Source organism: Lederbergia galactosidilytica (assembly GCF_017873565.1).
Taxonomy (GTDB): domain Bacteria; phylum Bacillota; class Bacilli; order Bacillales; family Bacillaceae_C; genus Lederbergia; species Lederbergia galactosidilytica.
Map to the genome: position 1 here is coordinate 63,378 of NZ_JAGGKH010000009.1, position 25,078 is coordinate 88,455.

At 39.1% G+C, this 25,078-nt stretch carries 21 protein-coding genes and 1 pseudogene; 19 read left to right on the top strand and 3 right to left on the bottom strand.

Going from position 1 to position 25,078, the window contains the following annotated elements; genetic code table 11:
* The first annotated feature begins 251 nt into the window (after positions 1-251).
* The 3 genes from J2Z23_RS11050 (at position 252) to J2Z23_RS22605 (ending at position 3,121) form a co-directional block, all read left to right on the top strand.
* Positions 252-1,052 carry an ABC transporter ATP-binding protein gene (locus J2Z23_RS11050; protein WP_420795728.1) on the top strand — a complete coding sequence of 267 codons (801 nt, stop codon included), beginning with the start codon at positions 252-254 and terminating at the stop codon, positions 1,050-1,052.
* The gene (locus J2Z23_RS11055; protein WP_064468536.1) at positions 1,045-2,673 is read left to right on the top strand and encodes a hypothetical protein; all 1,629 of its coding nucleotides are present in this window, start codon (positions 1,045-1,047) and stop codon (positions 2,671-2,673) included. The genes J2Z23_RS11050 and J2Z23_RS11055 overlap by 8 nt, the downstream gene beginning before the upstream one ends.
* Before the next feature lie 313 nt (positions 2,674-2,986).
* Positions 2,987-3,121: a hypothetical protein gene (locus tag J2Z23_RS22605; RefSeq protein ID WP_274380129.1), complete on the top strand. Its 135-nt coding sequence runs from the start codon at positions 2,987-2,989 to the stop codon at positions 3,119-3,121.
* 106 nt (positions 3,122-3,227) lie between these two features.
* On the opposite strand, the gene J2Z23_RS11060 is transcribed toward J2Z23_RS22605, so the two are convergent.
* Positions 3,228-3,689, bottom strand: coding sequence for a hypothetical protein (locus J2Z23_RS11060; RefSeq protein ID WP_057982098.1), 462 nt, complete (start codon positions 3,687-3,689; stop codon positions 3,228-3,230).
* Positions 3,690-3,839: 150 nt separating this feature from the next.
* Here J2Z23_RS11060 and J2Z23_RS11065 point away from each other — a divergent pair, with 150 nt between their 5' ends.
* The 14 genes and pseudogenes from J2Z23_RS11065 (at position 3,840) to moaA (ending at position 21,498) form a co-directional block, all read left to right on the top strand.
* Positions 3,840-4,910, top strand: a complete 1,071-nt coding sequence (locus J2Z23_RS11065; RefSeq protein ID WP_057982096.1) for a M42 family metallopeptidase — start codon at positions 3,840-3,842, stop codon at positions 4,908-4,910.
* Between the two features lie 168 nt (positions 4,911-5,078).
* Complete coding sequence (locus J2Z23_RS11070) at positions 5,079-6,479, top strand: MFS transporter (RefSeq protein ID WP_064468537.1); 1,401 nt, start codon at positions 5,079-5,081, stop codon at positions 6,477-6,479.
* Between the two features lie 412 nt (positions 6,480-6,891).
* Positions 6,892-7,185: pseudogene (locus J2Z23_RS11075) on the top strand (transposase); the annotation flags it as partial.
* Positions 7,186-7,456: 271 nt separating this feature from the next.
* Positions 7,457-11,131 (top strand): nitrate reductase subunit alpha, encoded by a 3,675-nt coding sequence (locus J2Z23_RS11080; protein WP_057982090.1) that lies wholly within the window; start codon positions 7,457-7,459, stop codon positions 11,129-11,131.
* Positions 11,121-12,659, top strand: coding sequence for a nitrate reductase subunit beta (gene narH / locus J2Z23_RS11085; RefSeq protein ID WP_064468540.1), 1,539 nt, complete (start codon positions 11,121-11,123; stop codon positions 12,657-12,659). Before J2Z23_RS11080 ends, narH begins: the two co-directional genes overlap by 11 nt.
* Complete coding sequence (gene narJ / locus J2Z23_RS11090; RefSeq protein ID WP_057982086.1) at positions 12,652-13,227, top strand: nitrate reductase molybdenum cofactor assembly chaperone; 576 nt, start codon at positions 12,652-12,654, stop codon at positions 13,225-13,227. Before narH ends, narJ begins: the two co-directional genes overlap by 8 nt.
* Positions 13,220-13,903, top strand: a complete 684-nt coding sequence (gene narI / locus J2Z23_RS11095; protein WP_057982084.1) for a respiratory nitrate reductase subunit gamma — start codon at positions 13,220-13,222, stop codon at positions 13,901-13,903. Before narJ ends, narI begins: the two co-directional genes overlap by 8 nt.
* Before the next feature lie 336 nt (positions 13,904-14,239).
* Positions 14,240-14,704 carry a GAF domain-containing protein gene (locus J2Z23_RS11100; protein WP_064468541.1) on the top strand — a complete coding sequence of 155 codons (465 nt, stop codon included), beginning with the start codon at positions 14,240-14,242 and terminating at the stop codon, positions 14,702-14,704.
* Positions 14,697-15,758: a sensor histidine kinase gene (locus J2Z23_RS11105; RefSeq protein WP_420795726.1), complete on the top strand. Its 1,062-nt coding sequence runs from the start codon at positions 14,697-14,699 to the stop codon at positions 15,756-15,758. Before J2Z23_RS11100 ends, J2Z23_RS11105 begins: the two co-directional genes overlap by 8 nt.
* Positions 15,758-16,405 (top strand): response regulator transcription factor, encoded by a 648-nt coding sequence (locus J2Z23_RS11110; protein WP_064468582.1) that lies wholly within the window; start codon positions 15,758-15,760, stop codon positions 16,403-16,405. The genes J2Z23_RS11105 and J2Z23_RS11110 overlap by 1 nt, the downstream gene beginning before the upstream one ends.
* A gap of 22 nt (positions 16,406-16,427) precedes the next feature.
* A complete protein-coding gene (locus J2Z23_RS11115; RefSeq protein ID WP_057982080.1) occupies positions 16,428-16,952 on the top strand; it encodes a hemerythrin domain-containing protein in 525 nt (174 codons plus the stop codon).
* 234 nt (positions 16,953-17,186) lie between these two features.
* Positions 17,187-18,413 (top strand): MFS transporter, encoded by a 1,227-nt coding sequence (locus J2Z23_RS11120; protein ID WP_064468543.1) that lies wholly within the window; start codon positions 17,187-17,189, stop codon positions 18,411-18,413.
* A gap of 355 nt (positions 18,414-18,768) precedes the next feature.
* Positions 18,769-20,280, top strand: a complete 1,512-nt coding sequence (locus J2Z23_RS11125; RefSeq protein ID WP_057982076.1) for a nitrate/nitrite transporter — start codon at positions 18,769-18,771, stop codon at positions 20,278-20,280.
* A 204-nt stretch (positions 20,281-20,484) separates the two neighbouring features.
* A complete protein-coding gene (gene moaA, locus J2Z23_RS11130) occupies positions 20,485-21,498 on the top strand; it encodes a GTP 3',8-cyclase MoaA (protein WP_057982073.1) in 1,014 nt (337 codons plus the stop codon).
* 137 nt (positions 21,499-21,635) lie between these two features.
* On the opposite strand, the gene J2Z23_RS11135 is transcribed toward moaA, so the two are convergent.
* Together J2Z23_RS11135 and J2Z23_RS11140 are read right to left on the bottom strand one after the other, a co-directional pair.
* Complete coding sequence (locus J2Z23_RS11135; protein WP_057982071.1) at positions 21,636-22,079, bottom strand: hypothetical protein; 444 nt, start codon at positions 22,077-22,079, stop codon at positions 21,636-21,638.
* A 51-nt stretch (positions 22,080-22,130) separates the two neighbouring features.
* Positions 22,131-22,871 carry a helix-turn-helix domain-containing protein gene (locus J2Z23_RS11140; RefSeq protein WP_057982069.1) on the bottom strand — a complete coding sequence of 247 codons (741 nt, stop codon included), beginning with the start codon at positions 22,869-22,871 and terminating at the stop codon, positions 22,131-22,133.
* Between the two features lie 256 nt (positions 22,872-23,127).
* On the opposite strand from J2Z23_RS11140, the gene J2Z23_RS11145 reads away from it, so the two are divergent.
* On the top strand, positions 23,128-24,516 hold the full coding sequence (locus J2Z23_RS11145; protein ID WP_057982067.1) for an NAD-dependent succinate-semialdehyde dehydrogenase: 1,389 nt from the start codon (positions 23,128-23,130) through the stop codon (positions 24,514-24,516).
* Positions 24,516-25,064, top strand: coding sequence for a DUF84 family protein (locus tag J2Z23_RS11150; protein WP_238456190.1), 549 nt, complete (start codon positions 24,516-24,518; stop codon positions 25,062-25,064). Before J2Z23_RS11145 ends, J2Z23_RS11150 begins: the two co-directional genes overlap by 1 nt.
* Positions 25,065-25,078 lie beyond the last annotated feature (14 nt).

A 25,078-nucleotide genomic window follows, 5' to 3' on the forward strand; every position in this document is an offset into this window, starting at 1 on the left:
GATATAGATTTGCTGATTTCCATTTTGGCCGCCAGCTTTCTGTTGCGGGGAGTGTGTTGTAAAACAAGGGGATGTCCATTGTGTTTCCGTTGGTAAATATACTTTCACTATCATCATGAAACTCTCAAATTCATAAAATATAGAATCTTTCTATACAAGAAAAATGGAAGATGTTACCATAGCAGAGAGGGAATGGATGGTTTTACGCATACATAGAAATGTGGAGATAAAAAGAGAAAAGGGTGAGGATCATTTCCAATACAACGGAAAAAATATTATCTTTGCAAAATTTGACGATGCATTTTCCAGAAAAGCAAGTGTTAAGCGGAATAGATTTGGATGTATATCGTGGACAAATCATCGGTTATATTGGTCCAAATGGGGCCGGGAAAAGTACAACCTTAAAAATAATGCTTGGCCTTGTTGAAGGATATGGGGGGACAGTTGAAATTTTTGGTGAGGACATTTCTTCAGCCAGTCCAAATTATAAGAAAAGAATTGGCTATGTCCCCGAAAATGCTGATATGTACGAGAATTTAACAGCAAAGGAATATCTTACTTTTATTGGTGAATTGTATGGCCTAGAAGAGCACCAGGCAGCAAATAAAGCCTTGAAAATGATGGAAGCTTTTGATTTAGGGCATGTTTTTCAGAAACGTATCTCGGCTTTTTCTAAAGGGATGCGCCAAAAAGTATTGATTATTTCTAGTTTGCTTCATGATCCAGATCTTATATTTTTAGATGAACCATTAAATGGATTGGATGCAAATAGCGTCATTTTGGTCAAGGAAATATTGGAGGAATTAGCTTTAAGGGGAAAAACAATCTTTTATTCTTCCCATATTATGGATGTTGTCGAAAAAATTAGTAATCGCATTGTTTTGTTAGTTGATGGCCAAATTGCCGCTGATGGCTCTTTTGAAGAGTTAAAACAGCTAAGCAAAGAAGGTTCATTAGAAGCGATTTTCAACCAAATAACAGGGTATGATCAACATCAAGATGCAGCCAAACTTTTTGTCGATACAGTGTTGGAAGGAGAGAGGAATGACTAAATTTCGCTCCTTAAAAATATTAGATTGGTTTCAGCCGCTTTTTATATGGTTGAAAATGGACTATAAGATGATGCGGAAAATACTTGAAATGAAACTGATCTTAGATCAGCGGCGTACCCCGACAATTTTCCAAGGAGAAAAACAAGCTAAAGGAAACCAATTTCTGAAAACTTTAGGCGTCTACGCTCTCTATGGTTTATTACTCGTCTTTTTTGTTTTTTTGGATCAATATATGTTTCAAATGAGTATAATCTTCGCCATAACGATGTTCTTAATGATGACCTCTTTAATTGCAGATTTTTCATCGGTTCTATTGGATGTCAAAGATAAAACGATTTTTCATACAAAGCCAATTGATACTCGCACAATTAATACGGCAAAAATGCTGCATATTACGTATTATATGGCGTTTATAACAGGAGCATTTATTTCCGTTCCTACGCTTGTGATGATTGGCAGACAAGGAATCGCGTTTTTCCTTTTGTTTTTATTAGAAGTGGTTCTGCTTATTTTATTTATAATTGCAATCACGGCCCTTGTCTATCTCTTGATTTTAAAATTTTTTGGTAGTGATCAATTAAAAAACTTGATCAATTATGTGCAAATTATTTTATCGATTGCCGTCGTCATTGGCTATCAAATCTTTATACGGGCATTTGATTTCGTTGATTTAGAGATTGCCTTTGCCTTTGAATGGTGGCATGTTTTGCTTCCACCGATTTGGTTTGCAGCGCCGTTTGAACTATTGCTTGGGCACAATTATTCCTGGGAATATATCCTTTTGGCTATTATGGCCCTCGTTATCCCGTTCATCTCATTAGCCATTTATATTTGGCAGATGCCTAGCTTTGAAAGGAATTTGCAAAAGCTGATGGGGGAAACAGGTGAGGTAAGGAGTAGAAAATTTTCGCTTACTCGCTTCTGGGAGTCATTGGTTTGCTTTAGTCAAGAAGAGAAAATGTTCTTTCGCTTCTCTGCGAATATGATGAGTCGGGAAAGAGATTTTAAATTAAAAGTCTATCCTTTGCTTGGAATCGGTTTAGTGTTTCCGTTTATCTTTATTATGAATGATGCGATGACAGGATCACTTGATGAGTTAGCGAATAGTAAAATGTATTTAAATATCTATTTCAGTACCTTTATGATTGGTTCTGTTGTCTATATGCTTCAATGTTCAAAGGATTATAAAGGTGGTTGGATTTTTAAAATAATCCCACTCAGACAAACCAGCAAATTTTACGGGGCAGCGATTAAAGCCTTTTTGCTAAAATTATATTTGCCGATTTATTTGCTCATTTCACTGGTTTATCTCTTTCTTTTTTCATGGAAGATTATACCAGACTTACTCGTTGCATTGATGCCAGCAGTATTCCAATCATTGCTAGCTTATAAATTAATCAATAATGAACGTTTTCCCTTCACTAAACCATTTGAATCTATTCAACAGGGTGGCAATACAGCGAGTTTTTTTCTATTAATGTTGATTGTTGGTCTGTTTGTCCTTTTTCATTTCCTTGCGACATTGATTCCTTACGGGGTGTGGGGTTATTTTGTTCTCCTCTTCATTGGGATGATCATAAGCTGGAAAATTACTTTTAAGGAAAAGAAAATAGTCGAGTAAGGATGGACTGCCTAATCATTCTTTGGTTCTAAGAAGAAAGAGGAAGAAATGATCATTAGTTCCTCGACACGGCTCTAAGAAAATCTCCAAAAATGGCGACACGCCTGCGGAAAATAGCATTAGCTGAAGACCCACAGCGAAGCAAGGGGGTTGAAGCGTTGCTCGCGGCAAGGGAGCCTTATTGGGGATTTTCGATCTTTAGGATAGCCCCCTTTTTCTGTTCTTATGGAAATAATTGGATAGAACACTTGTTCTGCCATTTGGATTTTGATATACTTTAAAGACAACCTCCCTATGAAAGGGGGTGAGATGTATGGAGAGGTATGCTCTACTTTTCGTTGCCATTATGAATGTGGTCATTGCAGGGATTAACCTTGTAACCGCGCTCATAAACTATCGCAATAGAAAAGAGCCTTCTTCGTCGGCAGCGAAGAAAGGCTCCAAATAACCTGTGGAATAGGGGGAAACCCCTTTTCCTACTCCATCATCTTATGTCTATCATACCTGATTTATGCTGTTTAGACAATGGTAAGATCTAATGAACTGATCAAATTCTATGATTTGGTTTTTATCCTAAATATCGATTCAAATGTACAAAGAACTTCCAAAACATCATCGGAAGTGAGATAAATATGATGCTCTAACTGGGGATAGTCTATACTAGTAAAAGGAGAAACACGGTCATGCCATTGTATATATTCAGAGTTTTCCACCTTGAATGCATAATAATAATCTTTGTTTATATTCGGTGTTTCCTTGCGGTTAGCATAGGCCAGATCATTCCGTGTTCCTTCAGTACCATACCGAAACGACCATACATAATATTCAACTGGAATAGAAAGGTCTATTTGCTTATAGATGATTTCCAGGTATTGAGATTCATTTTCTAAGGTAATGTTTAACTCATTTGCTCCAATATTTACATCAACTAATCCAATGCTTGAAAGACGTTTTTCTTTCAGGTTGAAGTGTAATAAAGATTCTGATTGCCATTCATGTAAAATTTCTTTTGACACTTGAACATCCCTTTCCATTCAGACAAGAGTTTTAGCAGAATTATATTGGAATTAATGTGAATAACAATGTCTGTAAACAAATGAATAGCCAATAAGAAAAAATCCGGTAAAATAGAATTATACATAATTTTGGAAATGGGAGGCAGATTCATGAATCAAGAAACCCTTACAATGTTTAAAACGCTGACAGAGTTACCAGGGATCGCAGGTAATGAACATGCTGTTCGTGATTATATGCGGGGAGAATTAGAAAAGTATGCGGACGGGATTATCCAAGATCGTCTAGGTGGAATTTTTGGCTTTAAACGTGGCGATGAGCAAGGCCCAACGATTATGGTCGCTGGCCATATGGATGAAGTAGGTTTTATGGTGACACAAATTACTGATAATGGGATGATTCGTTTTCAAACAATCGGTGGCTGGTGGAATCAAGTGATGCTTGCGCAACGGGTGCAAGTTGTGACAGAAACAAAAAAGATCGATGGTGTGATTGGTTCGATTCCACCCCATCTTTTAACAGAAGCACAGCGTAATAAACCAATGGATGTTAAAAACATGCTCATTGATGTCGGGGCGGATGATCGCAAGGATGCGGAACAGATGGGCATTAAGCCTGGGCAAATGATTGTCCCTGTTTGTCCGTTTACCCCGATGGCCAATCCGAAAAAGATTATGGCCAAGGCGTGGGATAATCGTTATGGTTGTGGGCTTGCGATTGAGTTATTGAAAGAATTACAGGGAGTAGATTTGCCAAATAGACTCTACTCAGGAGCAACTGTTCAAGAGGAAGTGGGGTTACGTGGGGCGGCGACTGCAGCGAATATGATTCAACCAGATCTTTTCTTTGCTTTGGATGCAAGCCCAGCTAATGATGCTTCAGGTGATAAAAATCAATTTGGTCAGCTTGGAAAAGGCGCATTACTTCGCATTTTTGACCGTTCAATGGTCACCCATAAAGGTATGCGTGAATTTGTCCTTGATACAGCTGAATCGAACAAAATTGCTTACCAATATTTTGTTTCTCAAGGTGGTACAGATGCGGGGCGTGTGCATACCGCCAATGAAGGGATACCAAGTGCTGTTATCGGAATTTGTTCACGCTATATTCATACATCTTCATCGATTATCCATGTTGATGACTATGCGGCTGCAAAGGAATTGCTTGTAAAATTGATCAAAGCTTGCGATCGCTCAACAGTAGATGCAATTAAACAACAATAAAATAATAATCAGATCAAACGACCTTTTCGTGAGGGTCGTTTTTTTTTAGACTTTTTCTTTTATCAAAATTCCCTTCACTTTCTTCCCAATCTCACAATGAATATTTTTCCCTGTTTGTATCAAAATAACGAATATCTTTATTTGGATACTGTGGAGTTGACGTGAAGAATGAAATTTAACAAGAAAAAGATCAACGTGGTCGACATTCAAAAGACAAGGAAAAGCGTGTTTGCTACAGGAGTAGGAAATGCGATGGAATGGTTTGATTTTGGTTTATATTCCTATTTAGCTGTGATTATTAGTCAAAACTTTTTTAGTGCCGTTGAGAATGATGAACTTAAATTAGTGTTTACCTTTGCAACTTTTGCGATCGCTTTTTTAATGCGGCCATTGGGCGGAATTATATTTGGTAAAATCGGAGATAAATTAGGCAGAAAAGTCGTTTTAACAACGACGATCATTTTGATGGCCATTTCCACATTATTAATTGGTTTATTACCTACCTATGAGCAAATCGGAATATGGGCGCCTATTCTCTTATTAATTGCTCGTATTATTCAAGGTTTCTCAACTGGTGGCGAATATGCTGGTGCTATGGTCTATATAGCAGAATCTTCTCCAGATAATAAACGGAATGTGTTAGGAAGTGGGTTAGAGATTGGTACACTCACTGGTTATATATTAGCCTCAATCTTTGCCAGTATCCTTTTTATCACACTATCTGATGAGCAGATGGCCTCCTGGGGTTGGAGAATTCCCTTTTTACTTGGCTTACCTTTAGGGCTTATTGGGCTTTACTTAAGGAAGAGCTTAGAAGAAACACCGATTTTTGAAAATGAACTTGCTACTGGAGAAGTAGAAGAGGAAGGATTTCGCTCGATTTGGAAAAATCATAAAAAGGATGTAATTGTCTGTTTTGTAGCTGTCGCATTCTTTAATGTGACAAACTATATGTTATTATCCTATATGCCTTCTTATCTGGATGAAATTATTGGGTTATCAAGTACTGTAGGCACCCTTTTAATTACAATTATAATGATTATCATGGTGCCACTTGCTTTTATGTTTGGAAGGCTTAGTGACAAATTTGGTAACAAGACTGTCTTCTTAATCGGTTTAGGTGGCTTAACTTTATTATCAGCATTTGCTTTTTATTTAATAAATTTGCAGGTATTACTCTTTATTTCCCTAGGTATTCTCATTTTAGGTGTGCTGCTTTCAACGTATGAAGGCACCATGCCGGGATCATTACCAGCCATGTTTTATACTGATATCCGCTATCGGACATTATCCGTGACCTTTAATGTCTCTGTATCAATCTTTGGGGGGACGACCCCATTACTTTCCACATGGTTAGTTCACAAAACGGGGAATAATTTAGCTCCTGGTTTTTATTTAACAGTGATTAGTATGATCGGATTTTTCGTGATCTTATTCTTGTTCCGAAGTACTTCTGGAAAATCGCTTAAAGGTTCTTACCCAACTGTCGCTTCAAAAGCAGAATATCTAGAAGCTGTCGAAAATCCTAAAGATTCATTATGGTGGCAAACAGAAAAAGGAGAAAAATAACGCGAATAAAAAGTAGAACGACACTCGAAGAAGAGTGTCGCAGACTGTAGACAAACACCATGAATTTTGCTGTTTGCCTACAGTCTTTTTTCTTTTAAAATAGAGATAAAGCTAGAAAGGGTTGATTTCCGCTGCGAGCGAACGCTTTCCGCGGGCACGGCTTCAGCCGCTTCCCTCGCTACGCTCAGTCCAGGGTCTTCAGCTTGCGCTGTTCCCGCTGGAGTCGCCGTTCTCCGCTCCAATCAACGGCGTTTCCTATTAACTGAATGAGGTGATGGATATGATGACGAAGAATCAAAATAATGGACGCGAACAGCTGGAAATGCTGACAATAGAACAGTTGGCTCCTCAAGACCATCTGGTGCGCAAACTGGATGCGGCTATTGATTTCTCCTTTATCTATCCATTAGTGATCAGCCAATGCACAGAGAGTAAGAATCACCAAAAGATGATTCAACGTCAGATCTGGCAAGATTACTTGGATGTAGCTGAGGACTTGCGTCACAATCATGAAATCAAAGAATTAGACGGGTAGCGTAAAGAGACGATTGAGCGTGTCTTTGCCGATGTAAAAGAAAAACATGGCCTACGATGGACAACCCTTAGGGGGCTTAAAAAAATGTCCATGCAGGCGATGCTGACTTTTGCTGCCTTACATCTTAAGAAGCTGGCCAGCTGGACATGGAAAACGCCAACCATGGCGTAATAGAAAACCATAAGGAGAGCATTTATGGCTCTTTTTCATGGAATGATCGCAAAAGGGTTGGAAATCATTTTGATTTCCAACCCTTTTATCTACACTCTGCGACACTCAAAGAGGAGTGTCGTTCTGTTTTTTCGAGCCCCTTTGATAACTCAGGGTTTTTTCCATCAGGTATAGGTATTTCCCTAATAGGCATTCCATATCACTTCCCAGATAATGAAAGTAAGAATTAGCATCTACTATTTGTGAATGTGAAGAAGGGTGTGGAAGTCCTGTGAAAAAGAAATTTGGACTGAAATTTTTTAAACCGACCGAACGATATTCAGGTAATTGGTCTATTTTAGAAGAAAAAAGTCGCGAATGGGAGAAAATGTATCGGCAACGCTGGTCCCATGATAAAGTGGTGCGTACGACACATGGAGTGAATTGTACTGGTTCATGCAGTTGGAAAGTGTTTGTGAAAAATGGAATTATTACATGGGAGAACCAGCAAATTGATTATCCATCCTGTGGACCGGATATGCCGGAGTTTGAGCCAAGGGGATGTCCGCGTGGAGCTTCGTTTTCTTGGTATGAATATAGTCCACTGCGCGTTAAATATCCTTATGTCCGTGGGCGTTTATGGCGCTTATGGCAGCAAGCACAAAAAGAACATGGAAATCCAGTTGATGCGTGGGCAAGTATTGTTGAAGATCCAGAAAAATCCAATTCCTATAAAAAAGCACGCGGAAAAGGTGGGCATGTTCGCGTCTCTTGGCAAGAAGTAAGTCAATTAATTTCCGCGCAATTGATCTATACGATCCGTAAATATGGTCCAGATCGAATTGCAGGGTTTACCCCTATTCCGGCGATGTCGATGATCAGCTATGCCTCTGGTGCCCGTTTTATTTCATTGCTAGGCGGAGAAATGCTTAGTTTCTATGATTGGTATGCCGATCTTCCTCCAGCATCACCACAAATTTGGGGAGAGCAAACCGATGTACCGGAATCTTCTGATTGGTATAATGCTGGCTATTTGATTATGTGGGGCTCGAATGTGCCTCTTACAAGAACACCAGATGCTCATTTTATGACCGAGGTTCGTTATAAGGGAACAAAAGTGGTATCTGTTGCACCGGATTATGCAGAAAATGTTAAGTTTGCCGATGATTGGATGGCCCCTAATCCTGGATCAGATGCTGCGATTGCTCAAGCAATGACCCATGTTATTTTAAAAGAATTTTATCAAGACCGGCAGGAGCCAATGTTTCTCAATTATGCGAAACAATACACCGACATGCCATTTCTCATTCTATTGGATGAGCATGAGGACAAATATAAAGCAGGGCGTTTCTTGCGGGCAAGTGATCTCGGAGATACCTCTGAGCATTCAGAATGGAAGCCGGTTATTTTTGATGAAAATGCCGAAGAAATTATCGTTCCGAATGGAACAATGGGTCAACGCTGGGAAGAAGATAAAAAGTGGAATCTTATTTTGGAGCGTGAAGACGGTACACAAATCGATCCAGCTCTCTCCATTCTTGAACATGAGGGAGAATGGCGGCAAATCGTTTTTCCGTATTTTGATCATGATCAAAATGGTATTTTTACAAGAACGATCCCGGCTAAATCCATTCAACTAGCAGATGGGACAACAAGGATGGTTGCCACTGTTTATGACTTGATGATGAGTCAGTATGGTGTGGCTCGGTCAGACAGTGAATGGGATGCAAAAGGCTATGATGATGCAGACTCACATTATACACCAGCTTGGCAAGAAAAAATTACGGGTGTAAAGGCCGAACTTGTTACACAAATTGCTCATGAGTTTGCGCAAAACTCCCTTGATACAGAGGGACGGTCGATGATCATTATGGGAGCTGGGATTAACCACTGGTTTAATAGTGATACGATCTACCGAGCGATTTTAAATCTTGTCATTTTGACTGCATCTCAAGGTGTTAATGGTGGAGGCTGGGCCCATTATGTTGGTCAGGAAAAATGTCGGCCGATCGAAGGCTGGTCCACAATTGCCTTTGCCAAAGACTGGCAAGGTGCGGCAAGACAGCAAAATGGTACCTCATTCTTTTATTTTGCGACTGATCAATGGAAGTACGAGGAAGTGGGAACTGAATCATTGAAATCGCCACTTGGTGGGGAAATTAACTATCAGCATCCAGCTGATTATAATGTCTTGGCTGCTCGACTCGGTTGGTTACCATCCTATCCACAATTTAATAAAAACAGTCTAGTATTTGCGGAAGAAGCGAAGAAATTAGGAAAAGAAACAGATGAGGAAATGATTCAACATGCAGTAGAACAAGTAAAATCTGGGGAAACACAATTTGCGATTGAGGATCCAGATGCGCCAGAGAATTTCCCGCGCTCCTTATTTATTTGGCGGTCTAATTTAATCTCTAGTTCAGCAAAAGGGCAAGAGTATTTCATGAAACATTTACTTGGTACACATAATGGTTTGCTGTCTAGTCCGAATGAAAAAGAGAAACCAGAAGAAATAAAATGGCGCGAAGAAGTGGAAGGGAAATTGGATTTAATGGTGGCACTTGATTTCCGTATGACGGCCACACCATTATACGCTGATATCGTGCTCCCAGCGGCTACTTGGTATGAGAAAACAGATTTATCCTCAACAGACATGCATCCTTTTGTCCATCCATTCAATCCAGCGATAGATCCCTTATGGGAATCGCGTTCTGATTGGGATATATTCCGGACCCTTGCAAAAGAATTTTCGGAAATGGCGAAAGAGTCATTGCCTGGAGTGTATAAGGATCTTGTCACTTCGCCGCTCTTACATGATTCTAAAAGTGAAATAGCGCAAAGTTATGGGCTTGTGAAAGATTGGAAAAAGGGTGAAGTAGAAGCGATCCCGGGAAAAACAATGCCGAATTTTTCGATTGTAGAGCGAGATTACACGCAAATCTATGATAAATATGTCACATTAGGACCGAATGTAGCGACAGGGAAAGTGGGCGCCCATGGCGTGAGTTTTCCAGTGGCTGAAGAATATGAGGAATTGAAGAGAATCAATGGAACCTATTTTGATGACACCATCAAATCAGGACTACCGAAACTTCATACTGCTAGGCAAGTGGCTGATGCGATGTTGAATCTATCTTCTGCTACGAATGGGCGTGTGTCACAAAAGGCTTGGGAAGTAGCGGAGAAGAAACATGGTGTGCCATTAAAAGATATTTCCAGTGATCGGGCAGCGGAAAAAATTACTTTTCAAAGTATTACCGTGCAACCACGTGAAGTCATTCCTACACCAGTATTTAGTGGTTCAAACAAAATGGGAAGACGTTACTCACCTTTCACGACGAATATTGAACGACTCGTTCCATTCCGCACCTTGACAGGGAGACAACATTTTTATTTGGATCATGAAATCTTCCTTCAATTTGGTGAAAGTCTACCCATCTATAAACCGACACTGCCACCAATGGTTTTTGGACCTAATGATCGGAAAATCATTAGTGGGAAAGATGCGCTTGTACTTAGATATTTAACCCCACATGGTAAATGGAATATTCATAGTACGTACCAAGACAACCAACATATGTTGACATTATTCCGTGGTGGTCCAACCGTTTGGATTAGTGATGTTGATGCTGCTGGACATGATATTCAGGATAATGATTGGGTGGAAGTGTATAACCGCAATGGTGTTGTGACGGCTAGAGCTGTTGTTAGTCACCGGATGCCAAAAGGGACGATGTTTATGTATCATGCGCAAGACAAGCATATCAATGTACCAGGTTCAGAGATTACCGATACGCGTGGGGGAAGTCATAATGCACCAACCCGAATTCATATGAAACCGACCCAAATGGTTGGAGGCTATGCCCAAATCAGTTATGGCTTTAACTATTATGGTCCAATCGGGAATCAACGGGATGAATATGTTGCGGTGCGGAAGATGAAGGAGGTCAATTGGCTTGAAGATTAAAGCACAAGTTGCCATGGTAATGAATTTAGATAAATGTATTGGTTGTCATACATGTAGTGTCACATGTAAAACAACTTGGACAAATCGTCCAGGTGCAGAATATATGTGGTTTAATAATGTCGAAACAAAGCCAGGAATTGGCTATCCACAACATTGGGAGGATCAAGAGAAGTATAAAGGGGGATGGCGTCTAAAAAATGGCAAACTAGAATTAAACTCTGGTAGTAAACTAGAGAAAATTGCTTTAGGTAAAATCTTTTATAATCCTGATATGCCGGAAATGAAAGATTATTATGAGCCTTGGACGTACAATTATGAGCATTTAACAAGTGCAGGTGAGAAAAAACATCAACCAGTAGCAAGACCCAAATCGGTAATCACTGGGGAAAAAATGGATCTTGAATGGGGTCCCAACTGGGAAGATGATTTAGCTGGCGGCCATATTACCGGCCCAACAGACCCAAACATTGAAAAGATTGAAGAAGAAATTAAATTTAATTTTGAAAAAGCCTTTATGATGTATCTACCGCGTTTATGTGAACATTGTCTAAATCCAAGTTGTGTGGCATCCTGTCCATCAGGTGCGATGTACAAGCGAGATGAAGATGGCATTGTCCTTGTCGATCAGGAGTCTTGTCGTGGTTGGCGTTATTGTATGACTGGTTGTCCTTATAAGAAAGTTTATTTCAACTGGCAAACGAATAAAGCTGAAAAATGTACGTTCTGTTTCCCGCGCATTGAAGCAGGATTACCTACTGTTTGCTCAGAAACTTGCACAGGGCGGATTCGATATTTAGGTGTACTCTTATATGATGCTGATCGTGTCTTGGAAGCTGCGGCAACACCAGATGAAAAAGATTTATATAAAGCTCAATGTGATTTATTTCTTGATCCGAATGACCCAGCTGTGATTGAACAAGCTCGGAAGGATGGAATGGCAGAAGAATGGATTGAGGCAGCACAAAATTCACCTGTTTATAAACTGGCGATTGAATATAAATTAGCCTTTCCACTACATCCAGAATACCGAACATTGCCAATGGTTTGGTATGTGCCGCCACTTAGCCCAATTATGAATTATTTTGAAGGGAAGAATTCGCTTAATAATCCAGATGCGATTTTCCCAGCGATTGATGAGATGCGGATCCCGATTCAATATTTGGCGAACATGCTAACGGCCGGTGATACAAAAACAGTCGCTGAAGCCTTGCAAAGAATGGCGATGATGCGTTCTTACATGCGAGCTGCCACATCCCGAAAAGACTTTGATGAAACGCGTTTGACTCGAGTTGGTCTTACAGCTGAACAAACAAAAGCGATGTATCGTTTACTAGCCATTGCCAAATATGAGGATCGTTTCGTCATTCCCACATCACATAAAGAGGGCTATATGGACCCTTATCGTGCTCAAGGGCAAGAGGGCTTTGGAATTGATTGTGATGGTTGTGGTCCGATTCACACAACACCGGGGAAAAGTGGGAAAGAAATCTATGAAGAAAACTTCTATGGAGGGATTTGGCGTGATTAATCTTGAAAAGCTCTATCAACATAAACTTGCTTTTGGCTTTTTTTCACGACTGCTCTCTTATCCTGAAAAAGGGATTTTTCATCCCGCTGTTTTGGAAGAGTCTTTTGACTCTTCCCATCCAGCCTATCCATATATTCAAAGCTTTTTGGAACAAGTGAAAGGCTATAGTATGGATGAATTAGAAGAACATTATACAAGAACATTTGATTTTGAAAAGCATTCTACTCTTTATATGACCTATTTTAAATATGAGGATGGGAAAGAGCGTGGCCAAATGCTTGCGAAATTAAAGGTTTTGTATGAAATGTATGGATTGGAAATGCCAGCTGAAGAACTATCCGATTATTTACCTTTAATGTGTGAATTTTTATATGCAGCTGAATGGCGAGGAGATGCCCGTTCACCACAGAGTTTTTCGATCCTATTTGCCGTCTTAGAGGATGGGACTTGGCATTTACTCCAATCACTTGAAAAAAACAATAATCCATTTTTTCACTTAGTGAAGGGACTAAGGGAGACATTGAAAACTTGTGTCATACAGGGGGAGGCGACAAATCAACATGCTTAGTCAATTTTTATGGGTAATCCTTCCTTATTTATGTATGGCTGTCTTTATTGTAGGTCATATTTTTCGTTATAAAACAGATAAATTTAATTGGACAGCTAAATCAAGCGAATTTATCGAGAAAAAACAGTTAATGATTGGGAGTATTCTCTTCCATTTAGGGATTATTCCTGTTATCTTGGGCCATGTTTCTGGTTTAGGCATTCCAAAATCATGGACACAGGCTCTAGGAGTAAGTGATCATTTGTATCATCTGGGGGCTTTATATATCGGTGGTTTTTTCGGCGTCATCACCTTGGCGGGGATGTTCATTTTAACTGCCCGGCGGTTTACAATTAAAAGTGTTCGGAAATTAAGCACGGCTTCTGATTTAATGGTCAATGTCATTTTATTATTTATTGTTTTTATGGGGATGTTCTCGACAGTGGTCACGAATGCGGTGCAACCTGAATTTGATTACAGAGATTCCATTTCGGTCTGGTTTCGTGGCTTGCTGATCTTTCGACCTGATGCCACGTTAATGGCTGATGTACCATTATCTTTTAAAATTCATATCCTTTCTGGTTTTGCTATCTTTGCCCTATGGCCGTTTACAAGACTAGTTCATGTATGGAGTGTTCCGTTGAATTACATTGGAAGAAGTTATATTATTTATAGAAGACATCGTCCACATAAATAATAAAAGCAAGCGCCTTGATGTAAGAAGAACGGCTAAGTTCGCGCTGTCTTGGCGCAACGCCTTTCTGACCAACATCCTGTTGCCCTCCAACAAGCAAATGTTTTGAGACGAGAAAAAATCCGGTTTTGACTTTTATTGGCTCAGGTTATTTGGTGGAACATCGGCTAAGGTCGCTACGTCCATCCTGTGGCAACGCCGCTGAACTTACATCCTGTGAGCTTCTCGTGGCTAGGCGCTGAGCTAGATCCTAACACTAGTCGATCACGCTTATTAGGAGAAGCTGAATCAATTATAAAATTAGTAATAACTGATCCTAGAATAGGGGGAGAGAAGAAAATGAAGGAAAGACAGGCAAAATATCAAACTGAAGTGAATCAGTTAAAAGACCGGTATCAATTTGATCTAGTCTCTCTGGCTCTTACCCAGTCTGTAGAGGATCAATTCGTATTAAAATGGAAATATGCAGCAGGTAATTTAAATGATCGATATAAACGGATTACTTTGTATTCCGGAAAAGGAATTGCAGGAATTGTTTTTAAAACAGGGAAATCATTAGTAATTGAAAACATTCATAAAGAAATTCATGGGAAAGATTTATTTAACTATCCGATCGTCATGTCTGAGTCACTACAAAGTATTGGAGCTATCCCCCTCTGGGCTAATCACCGGGTGGAAGGTGTATTATTAGTTGGTTATCGCAATGACCAAGTGATCACTGCACCACTGATTGAACAACTTCAGAATGAGATCGCTGCTGTTTTTCAGCCGTTCACAGGAAGGGAGATGCTTCCTTGTGAATAATTTATCAAAAACAGCTATCATTGAATTACTGACAAAAATGTATGAAAAAAGCCCGGAAATTATTTTCTTTTTAAATGCCAACGGAAAGGTAATCGATATGAATCCGGCGGCGAAAGTGGTTGTCGATGAAAAAGAATTGGAAAAGGGCTTCCCTCAATCCATTTGTGAATTTTGCATGGGGTATACAAGTAATATGGAATCACGGACATGTACGAATTGTTATTTACGTGATGATGAAGGGGATTTCTCATCATTTCAGATTTATTTGAAAACTAAAAAGGATGGTACCCTTCCCTTTGCAGCCAGCTATCAAGTGATTGATGAAGATAGTGGGATACGAATCCTTATGCTTCGAAATTTAACAAAGCCTTTTCAAACCCAGAAAGAACTTTACAAAAATAATATGACAAAACATGTAATTCGCGCTCAAGAGGATGAGCGTAAACGGATTTCCCGAGAACTTCATGATGGAGTCATTCAAGAATTATTGAACTCCTTGGTAGAATTACGGATTCTAAAATATTTAGATAATGACAAAGAAAAAGACGAGAAAATCAAACAAACGGAAATGTCACTGACAAGGCTCCTAGATGATGTGCGCAATTTATCTGTTGAACTTAGACCATCTTCACTTGATGATCTTGGTTTAGAAGCGGCATTCCGTTCGCATTTTAAATGGTTGGAGAAAAATTATGGTCTTATTGTCCATTTTACACCTGAATTGCAGTCAAAAAGATATGGCAATGAGGTAGAGACTGTCTTTTATCGGATTTGCCAGGAAGCGATCTTTAACGCTTTGAAATATGCACAAGTTGATGAAGTTTTTGTCCGTTTACACGAGGATTCACAATCACTTCACTTACAAGTTGAGGATCATGGCATCGGTTTTGATGTCACATCAGAGGCAAGAGGAACAGGATTAGGGTTATATGGAATGAGGGAAAGAGCGGAATTTATTCATGGCCAATTAACCATTCATTCGGAAATCGATCAAGGAACGACCATCCATATCCATGCCCCGATCGATGCTCAGGCAGGGAGGATTGAGGAATGATAAAACTAGTTATTGCCGATGATCATGCTGTTGTACGTAGCGGTTTTTCAATGATCTTAAATTATCAATCCGATATGGAGGTTGTAGCGACAGCGGCAGATGGTATCGAAGCTTATGCAATGGTGGGAAAGCATCAACCAGATGTTTTATTACTGGATTTAAGTATGCCTCCAGGAGAGAGTGGGTTAATTGCCACGGGAAAAATTAGTGAAGATTATCCTGACACGAAGATCCTCATACTGACTATGTATGATGATGAAGAATATTTATTTCATGTGTTGAAAAATGGAGCATCTGGCTATATTTTAAAAAATGCCCCTGATGAGGAACTCGTTTCAGCCATCCGTACCGTATACAGTGGTGGAACGTATATCCACCCAAAAATGGCGACATCTTTAGTTAAAGAATTTGTCAAAAACGATGGCAATGCTGGGACAGATGACCCTTTTAAAATTTTATCGAAAAGAGAATTAGAAATTTTACCTTTAGTGGCAAAGGGCTACGGTAATAAAGAAATTGCCGAAAAGCTATTTATTTCAGTGAAAACAGTGGAAGCTCATAAAGCGAAAATTATGGAAAAACTTTCATTAAAAAACCGTCCGGAATTGGTAGAGTATGCTTTAAAGAAAAAGTTGCTTAATTTTTAAAGCCAGATAGGGGGAGAAACTCTTGGCAGGAGAAACACTAAGATTTAAACTACCAGCAATTCGAATTCTTGAAAACGAACATCAATATTTATCCTTTTTAATGGCAGATTGGCATGCGATTGTCTTGAATATCGAAAATAATCAATATGAAGAAGAGGAAGCAAGGAAGGAGTTTAAAAGACTGCGCCAACTGATCGTTGAATTTATTGAACCGTTTAAAAGCCACACCGAAAAGGAAGAGCAGTTCTTTTTCCCACTACTTGGTCAATATATTGGATATGAACAAGGCCCCATCCTATCCATTGAAGAAGAACACCGCGAAATCGATGCTTATATTGGACATTTTCTACATCACACCTTACATGGAATGGACTCACTTCCAATCGAAAAAATGAAAGAATTGGTCAGGGATGTGGGAGAAGCCTTTGAAACTATAACTGTTCATTTTATAAAAGAAGAAACAGTTTTGTTTCCAATGGCTGAAAAAGTGATGAAAGCCGTTGATGAAGATCATTTATATGAGCAACTCAATACGATTATTATTTAATAGATACTACATAGAAAAGGATAGATGGGGCGCGATAAACCTACATCTATCTTTTTTTGATCTTGAAGCGTTATAAAACACATCATCCTGATTATTAATCGAGCGGTGGCAATAAAAAAATATTCCTAAAACGAGTGTCACTTCGATAAAATGAATGGTAACTAATTTGATTTTATGGTAGATTTATAGAATTGCAATCGTTTAAATTTATGGGATTTTAGGAGATGGTATTCAATGGGACAGGCGCTTTCGGCTAAACAAATTCGTTTGTGGCGTATAGCTGTTTATTTTTATTTTGGTCTCTCAGGTTTTGCTATGGCATCTTGGGTGTCACAAACTCCGAATATTCGTGACGCATTAGGTGTATCAACAGCACAGATGGGATGGATCATTTTTGGTCTTTCTACTGGTTCAATTATTGGTCTTCTCTGTGCAAGTCGGTTAATTATACGCTTTGGTGGACGTGTCATTATGTTAATAGGGCTTACGCTTAGTTCCGTTGGATTGGTCACAATAGGATTAGGTAGTTCATGGGTTCCTCATGTTTTCATCGTATTTAGCGCCCTAGCTATTTTTGGCTTTGGTATTGGAATATGCGACGTAGCGATGAATGTGGAAGGAACAGCGATTGAAAAAACACTTAAAAAGTCAATTTTGACGGGGTTTCATGCAGTCTATAGTTTAGGAACTTTTTTTGGGGCTATGATTGGTTCCTTGGCAAATAAATTCGATTTTCCGATCATGGCTCATTTATTTGTTATTGCCTTTATTGTATTCGTCTTAATTGTTTATTTTTCCCGTTTCGTGCCAATTGGGCCTGGGCAAGAAGATAAAGAGGAGAACATCAATGAAACAACCGCGAAGGAGACATTCTCTGTTTGGAAAGAGCAACGAACGGTTCTACTGGGCATTATCGTATTAGGAATGGCTTTCGCGGAAGGTTCTGCTGGAGATTGGTTACCGTTAGTCATTGTTGATGGTTATGATAAAAGCCCTGCATCTGGATCATTAATGTTTAGTTTATTTGTTGCGACTATGACAATTAGTCGCGCAGTCGGCGATATTCTTTTAAATAAGTTTGGCAGGGTGGCGATTCTTAGAGCTTCCGCATTGTCTGCTGCAGTGGGACTTGTCATCGTCATTTTTGGTGGGAATTATTATACCGCTGCTCTTGGGATTGTACTTTGGGGATTTGGTTCAGCTTACGGCTTTCCAATTGGCTTATCTGCAGCTGGCGACAATCCGCATGGGGTCGCTGCGCGGGTTGGAGCCGTCACCACAGTTGGATATATGGCTTTCCTTGTTGGCCCGCCTGTCTTAGGGGCTATCGCCGAATCAATCGGTTTACTCCGGTCATTGATTTTTGTCTTAATTGGGGTGACAGTGGCTGGGTTGTTGGCACATGCCGCAAAACCAGTTTCACCTGTTAAGAAATTAGAAGCAGATGTATTAGAACAATAAAATTAGAAAAGTTGGTGCCTAACTCTAATTGGGAGATGGGCATCGTTTTTTTATTAAGAGATGAGTATTTACAGAGTTATAAGATTTATTTAATAAAATTTGAATCACTCCTTTTATCCTTCCACAGATCAATCCCTTCTAACAGTTACAATAGTCTTCATAAAACTTATAAACCACTTCTCTTTACAATAGTTTGTCTGTATCTTCAAATTTAATATTGTTAGCCTCTTCACAAATCAAGGGAAACCCCAGAAAAATGAAGGGAACTCCCTAATAAAATAAATAGACAGAAAAAGCTACACTAAAAGTAAGCAAAAGACATTATGAAAACTTTAAAAAGGAAAAGGTGGTTGGCATGATAAAGAAGGTTCAATTGCCATTACAAACTTTGAATCTTGTTGTTGGTTTTATGGTGTGGGTGATTATTTCTGCTTTATTGCCCTTTATCATTGAGGATATTTCGATTCCTGCTGATAAATTGGCAATTTTAACTGCAATTCCCGTTGTATTAGGGTCTATATTAAGGATTCCACTTGGTTATTATGCCAATTTATTTGGGGCGAGAGTGGTCTTCTTAATTAGTTTTATTTTGTTATTATTTCCAGTCTATTATATTAGTGAAGCATCTAGTTTTACGGATCTAGTGATCGGCGGCTTGTTTTTAGGAATTGGGGGAGCTGTTTTTTCTGTCGGGGTAACTTCATTGCCTAAATATTATGCGAAAGAAAAGCATGGTTTTGTTAATGGAATTTATGGAGCAGGAAATATAGGTACAGCGATCACGACATTTGCAGCGCCAGTGATTGCGACACAAATCGGTTGGTCAATGACAGTGAAACTCTATTTGCTTTTACTTTTAATTTTCGCTGCTTTGAATATCTTCTTTGGTGATCGGAAAGAGGTGAAAGTGAAAACCCCGCTTATGGAACAGATTAAAGGGGTCTATAAAAATGAAAAACTATGGTTTTTTTCCTTATTTTACTTTATAACTTTTGGCTCTTTTGTGGCTTTTACTGTTTATTTACCGAATTTTTTAGTGGATTATTTCCAATTAGACAAAGTCGATGCAGGGATGAGGACAGCAGGATTTATTGCGGTCGCAACTTTTTTACGCCCAGTTGGCGGTTGGTTAGCCGATAAATTCCAACCATTATTTTTATTGATGGGTGTCTTTGTAACTTATACAGTAGCAGCGATTATACTGGCATTTTCACCATCGATTGGCTTATATACGATAGGTTGTATGGCGATCGCTGTTAGTGCTGGTATCGGCAATGGTGTTATTTTTAAATTGGTTCCCTTTTACTTTAATAAGCAAGCAGGAACAGTGAATGGGATTGTATCAATGGTAGGGGGATTAGGAGGATTTTTCCCACCTTTATTATTAGCATCGATTTATTCGTTGACAGGTCAATATTCGATCGGATTTATGCTATTGTCACAAGTTGCCCTGGCTAGTTTAGTAATAGTTGTTTGGTTATATTATATGGATCGTCTTAGCTTATCAGCTGATGTTTTCAACTCAACAGGACAGGGTATCATCGTAACAGATTCAACTGGCCAAATTAAAGCAGTCAACCCTGCTTTTACACTGTTAACGGGATATGAAGAAACAGAGGTACTCCAACAAAATCCGCGACTGCTCAGCTCTGGCAGACATAATAAGGAATTTTACCAACAAATGTGGTCCTTGATAAAAGAGCGGGGAGAATGGCAAGGAGAGATTTGGAATCGCCGCAAAAATGGTGAGGAATATTTACAATGGTTAAATATTAGTGCAGTCAAAGATGATACAGGGGAAGATATCCGCTATGTTGGAACTTTCACCGATATTACAGAAGAACATGAGAAAAGAAAGCATATATAAGTTATACTTACTCATACAAAGCAATAGGATGGAACAAAAGCAAAAATGCCTGTTCAATTACGAACGAATGAAGGCGATACGATCGATATCATGCTTTGATGGGAAGGGAGATGTTACTTAGGCGGACCTAGCTCCATGTCCGTCTTCTCCGTTAATGAAAGGTTCATTTCCTATACAACTAGAAAACGAAAGGAGGGAGCGGTGATGCCAGCTGTTTTATATGATCAATTGACAAGACCAATGCGAGATTTACGGTTATCTGTAACTGATCGCTGTAATTTTCGCTGTACGTATTGCATGCCAAAAGAAATATTTGGTGACGATTATGCTTTTATGCCAAAAGCTGAATTGTTAAGTTTTGAAGAAATGGTTAGACTTTCCTCTATTTTTGTTTCCTTAGGTGTGAAGAAAATTAGATTAACCGGTGGGGAGCCTTTGATGAGAAGGAATCTTGCGGAATTAATTGCTCAACTTACACAGCTGGATGGAGTAGAGGATATTGGCTTGACAACGAATGGAATGTTGCTAAAAGCTCATGCAAAAGACCTGTATCAAGCAGGACTGAGGAGATTAAACATTAGTCTGGATGCATTAGATCCGAAAATTTTCGGGCAAATTAATGGTCGTGGAATTAAACCAGCTTATATATTAGAGAATATTCATTATGCGCAAAAATTAGGCTTTGAAATCAAGGTCAATATGGTTGTGCAAAAAGGTATTAACGATCAGGAAATCATTCCGATGGCACGTTATTTTAAAGATCAGGGGATTACCTTGCGCTTCATTGAATTTATGGATGTTGGTAATGATAATCAATGGAGTTTTGAAAAAGTAATAACAAAGAAAGAGATTTATGACATGCTGAAGGAAAACTTCACACTTGAACCGGTGGATCCTCATTATTTTGGTGAGGTAGCCAAACTATATCGATATTCAGATAACGGGGCACAGGTCGGATTTATTACTTCCGTTTCTGAATCTTTCTGTTCGACTTGTACAAGGGCGCGGCTTTCTTCTGAAGGGAAATTTTACTCATGTCTATTCGCTTCCTCCGGATTTGATATGAAAAAAATGCTGCGGGACGGGGCAACAGATCAGGAATTGCATGCTAAAATTTGTCAGCTTTGGGAACGGAGAGCGGATCGTTATTCAGATGAACGTACAGAGTGGTCAGCTAAAAACCGCAAAAAAATAGGTATGTCTTATATTGGCGGCTAAATTGGCACCGTCCTGATCACCAGCTTACAAGTCTCTGTAAAACTAAAATTTGTGTTTAAGTAGTTTTAATACAGAAATTTGCTAGTTGCTTGATGCAAACAGACGGCGACTTCTAAAGTAAGGAGTCGCCGTTTTGCTTATGACTGATTGATAAATTCGGCTACATGCTCAGGTACAGCAAAACTTAAGGTGAAATTTTCCATTCGTAGTTTCAGATAAGGGAGATCCCTATATGTGATAATATTGGCAATCTCCTTTAATTCTAATTGGTCTGATTTTGCCTTCCCAAACTGGCGGGTATCTTCTTGAAAAAGGGTATATTGATACTCCTCTTCTGCGTCGCTCGGAATTTCAGCTAGCTCCCAGTTGTCAATTTCAAGCTTGCCAATAAAGTCCTCAATCTCTTTATGATCTGTGATCGTTTTTGCCTTGTCTCCCGATTGCACCTCGATTTTTTGCGTCTTCCCTAAGTTTTGGTTCCAGTCATCGTTCATTAATCCCTGATTGCCTTTTGCACTACAGCCGGCAAAAAGGATGGCTAATATCCATAAAGATAAGCTATATAATAAAATTTTTTTCATCCTAGTTCTTCCCTTTCTGTTTCGCTATATTTTGGTTGTTAGTTATAAGTTCTAGTAACTCAGCATCTGCGCTTTCCTTATTAATAATTGATAAGCTTTTAGCACGCCTAATAAATAGGTGAAAAAATAAACTGCGGCCCCGCCGATGATCATACTAGCTGCGAGTACAAAGTCTTCTCCACTTTCTCCGATAAATTCAAGCCCAGCTACAGGTAATAGGAAAAAGCCAAAGCAAAACACAATAATACTTACAAGAATAAGCAGATGATACTTTTTTCTCTTTTTGAGATAAATATGAGAGAGTTCCTTTTTAAAATCTTCCTCAAATAATAATGCTTCCTTTTTTATCTGTGGATAGGAATTTCCCGTCAAAAGAATGGAAACAAAGAGGGCGATTGAGGCAATCATCATAATTAAATAAATAAGGATACCTAATTCACTTAATATAAAAACAAATGCTGTCCCTGCTAATAGTAAGGCGATCGCCAGCGCAATTTTTTTATATTTAACTGATTCATGTAATAAATATCCGTTCGCCATTTCTTGACTTACATAGAAGCCTTTATCATTTTTAGTGTGCTTTTCCGCAATATCTTCTGAGTCATTTAAAAGATCATCCAATGATACTTGAAAAATTTTACTCATTTTAATAATCTTTTCTGTTTCAGGATAGCCTTTGTCATTTTCCCATTTACTAATGGCCTGTCGTGAAACTTGTAATTGAAAAGATAATTCTTCTTGAGAGATGCCTTGTTCTTTTCTTAACTTTTGTATTTTTTCTCCAAAAGTCATTTTTTCGCCCCCCTAATAAACACTCGTTCATCCTCCGGCATTACCATGCTCTTTGAACATTCTTTATAATGAGAGTACAATAAAAGCTTTAAAAATACTATCAACATTCGGTTGCAACCACGCAATTCTGAGTTGCAACCATTCGTTTACAGGCCGTTTTTGCAGTATGAAGAGTTCTAATTTCCTTACTTTCCAATATTTTTGTTAAAATTAGGGAATATAGAAAGAGATCAACGACCGAAAGGAGTCTTGCACAATGTCTAAAATAAAAGTCACAAACCCAGCCACTGGTGAGTTAATTGAAGAGATAAGCATGCAAACAAATGCTGAGATCGAAGCAGCGATTGAAAATGGCCATAAAGCCTTTCATAAATGGTCTAAGCTAGATGCACATGAAAGATCACGACTTATTCACGCTTGGAGTGCGAAAGTACAAGAAAATAAAGAAGAATTGGCGAAGTTAATGACATTGGAAAATGGAAAGCCTTTGAATGAAGCAAGGGGCGAGATCGATTATTCAACTGATTACTTAGATTGGTATGCCGAAGAAGCAAAGCGAGTCTATGGTCGTACAATCCCTGCTAATACGAATTCGAAACGAATCATCGTAACGAGAGAACCGATTGGTCTTGTTGCAGCTATTACGCCTTGGAATTTTCCGACAGCGATGATGGCGAGAAAAGCGGCTCCCGCATTAGCAGCAGGATGTACGTTTATTGTTAAGCCAGCCCAAGAAACCCCTTTATCCGGAATGAAATTTATCGACTATGCCTATGAAGTGGGAATTCCAAAGGACGCTATACAGTATGTAATGGGAGAGGGAAAGGTTGTTGGTGAAATTTTTACGAATAGTAAACTTATTCGTAAAATCACTTTTACTGGATCAACAGGTGTAGGCAAGCAATTGATTGCGAACAGTTCCGAAAATATTCAGCATGTGACAATGGAGTTAGGTGGACATGCTCCATTAATTGTGACAGAAGATGCGGATATTGAAATGGCCGTTCACCAAACAGTTGCCGCTAAATTCCGAAATGCTGGTCAAACATGTGTATGTGCGAATCGAATGATTGTTCATGAAAGTATATTGGATGAGTTTACGGAAAAGTTTGCTTCAGAAGTAAAAAAACTTGAGGTTGGCAATGGTTTGGAAGAAGGCATTGATATTGGTCCGATTATTAATGAAAAAGGCTATAACAAAATCGTCGAACAAATGGAGGATGCGATTGCAGGAGGAGCAGAGGTGTTAGTTGGCAATCAATTCCAAGCAAATCAAGAAAAGGGCTGTTTCTTCGTCTATCCAACTGTTCTGAAAAACGTTACAACAGAGATGACGATTATGCATGAAGAAACTTTCGGGCCTGTTGCACCTATTATCAGTTTTAGAACACTGGAGGAAGCTGTAGAATTGGCTAACAGTACACCGTATGGGTTAGCAGCATATTTCTTCACAAATGACTATCGAGTAGGCCATTATTTACACGATCATTTACAATTCGGGATCATTGGCTGGAACGATGGTGGTCCATCTGCTGCACATGCTCCTTTTGGGGGGATGAAAGAAAGTGGATTAGGCAGAGAGGGCGGAATCGAAGGGATCGAACCATATCTAGAGACGAAATATTTGTCGATTGGCGGTCTATAATGAACGAAGAAAGGAAGTTCACTGAAATGAGAATTGGGGTAGGATCTAGAAATAAAGCAAAATTAAAAGCTGTTGAGACAGTTCTCCAAACACTGGAAAATAAACTAGACATTGTAGCTATTGATGCACCTTCAGATGTAAGTAGTATGCCATTTTCAGATGAGGAAACAATGAAGGGAGCGTTGAATCGCGCTGAATTTTGTGTTCATCAACATGATGTCGATTTTGGTGTTGGTTTAGAGGGAGGAGTGACCGAAACACCAGCAGGTCTCTTTATAATCAATTGGGGTGCTTTAGCAGTAAAGGATCAGGCAACATTTGTTGCAGGGGGTGCTCGTATCAAGCTTCCGGAAGAAATTGCGAAAAGACTTCGTTCTGGGGAAGAACTAGGACCTGTCATGGATGATTTCTGTCATCGTGAAAACATCCGTCATGGTGAAGGGGCCATTGGAGTCTTTACCAATGGAATGATTACCAGAGATCAAATGTTTACGCATATAATGAAATTATTAGTAGGACAGTATCAATACCAATTATCGAATATATGAATGAACAAGAAGCC

Excerpts from the sequence above, each read along its gene's own strand:
- J2Z23_RS11055 (WP_064468536.1), top strand. The coding sequence starts at position 1,045 with ATGACTAAATTTCGCTCCTTAAAAATATTAGATTGGTTTCAGCCGCTT.
- narI (WP_057982084.1), top strand. The coding sequence starts at position 13,220 with ATGCTTAGTCAATTTTTATGGGTAATCCTTCCTTATTTATGTATGGCT.
- J2Z23_RS11125 (WP_057982076.1), top strand. The coding sequence starts at position 18,769 with ATGATAAAGAAGGTTCAATTGCCATTACAAACTTTGAATCTTGTTGTT.
- J2Z23_RS11150 (WP_238456190.1), top strand. The coding sequence starts at position 24,516 with ATGAACGAAGAAAGGAAGTTCACTGAAATGAGAATTGGGGTAGGATCT.
- J2Z23_RS11145 (WP_057982067.1), top strand. The coding sequence starts at position 23,128 with ATGTCTAAAATAAAAGTCACAAACCCAGCCACTGGTGAGTTAATTGAA.
- moaA (WP_057982073.1), top strand. The coding sequence starts at position 20,485 with ATGCCAGCTGTTTTATATGATCAATTGACAAGACCAATGCGAGATTTA.
- J2Z23_RS11120 (WP_064468543.1), top strand. The coding sequence starts at position 17,187 with ATGGGACAGGCGCTTTCGGCTAAACAAATTCGTTTGTGGCGTATAGCT.
- J2Z23_RS11100 (WP_064468541.1), top strand. The coding sequence starts at position 14,240 with ATGAAGGAAAGACAGGCAAAATATCAAACTGAAGTGAATCAGTTAAAA.
- J2Z23_RS11065 (WP_057982096.1), top strand. The coding sequence starts at position 3,840 with ATGAATCAAGAAACCCTTACAATGTTTAAAACGCTGACAGAGTTACCA.
- J2Z23_RS11140 (WP_057982069.1), bottom strand. The coding sequence starts at position 22,871 with ATGACTTTTGGAGAAAAAATACAAAAGTTAAGAAAAGAACAAGGCATC.
- J2Z23_RS11070 (WP_064468537.1), top strand. The coding sequence starts at position 5,079 with ATGAAATTTAACAAGAAAAAGATCAACGTGGTCGACATTCAAAAGACA.
- J2Z23_RS22605 (WP_274380129.1), top strand. The coding sequence starts at position 2,987 with ATGGAGAGGTATGCTCTACTTTTCGTTGCCATTATGAATGTGGTCATT.
- J2Z23_RS11135 (WP_057982071.1), bottom strand. The coding sequence starts at position 22,079 with ATGAAAAAAATTTTATTATATAGCTTATCTTTATGGATATTAGCCATC.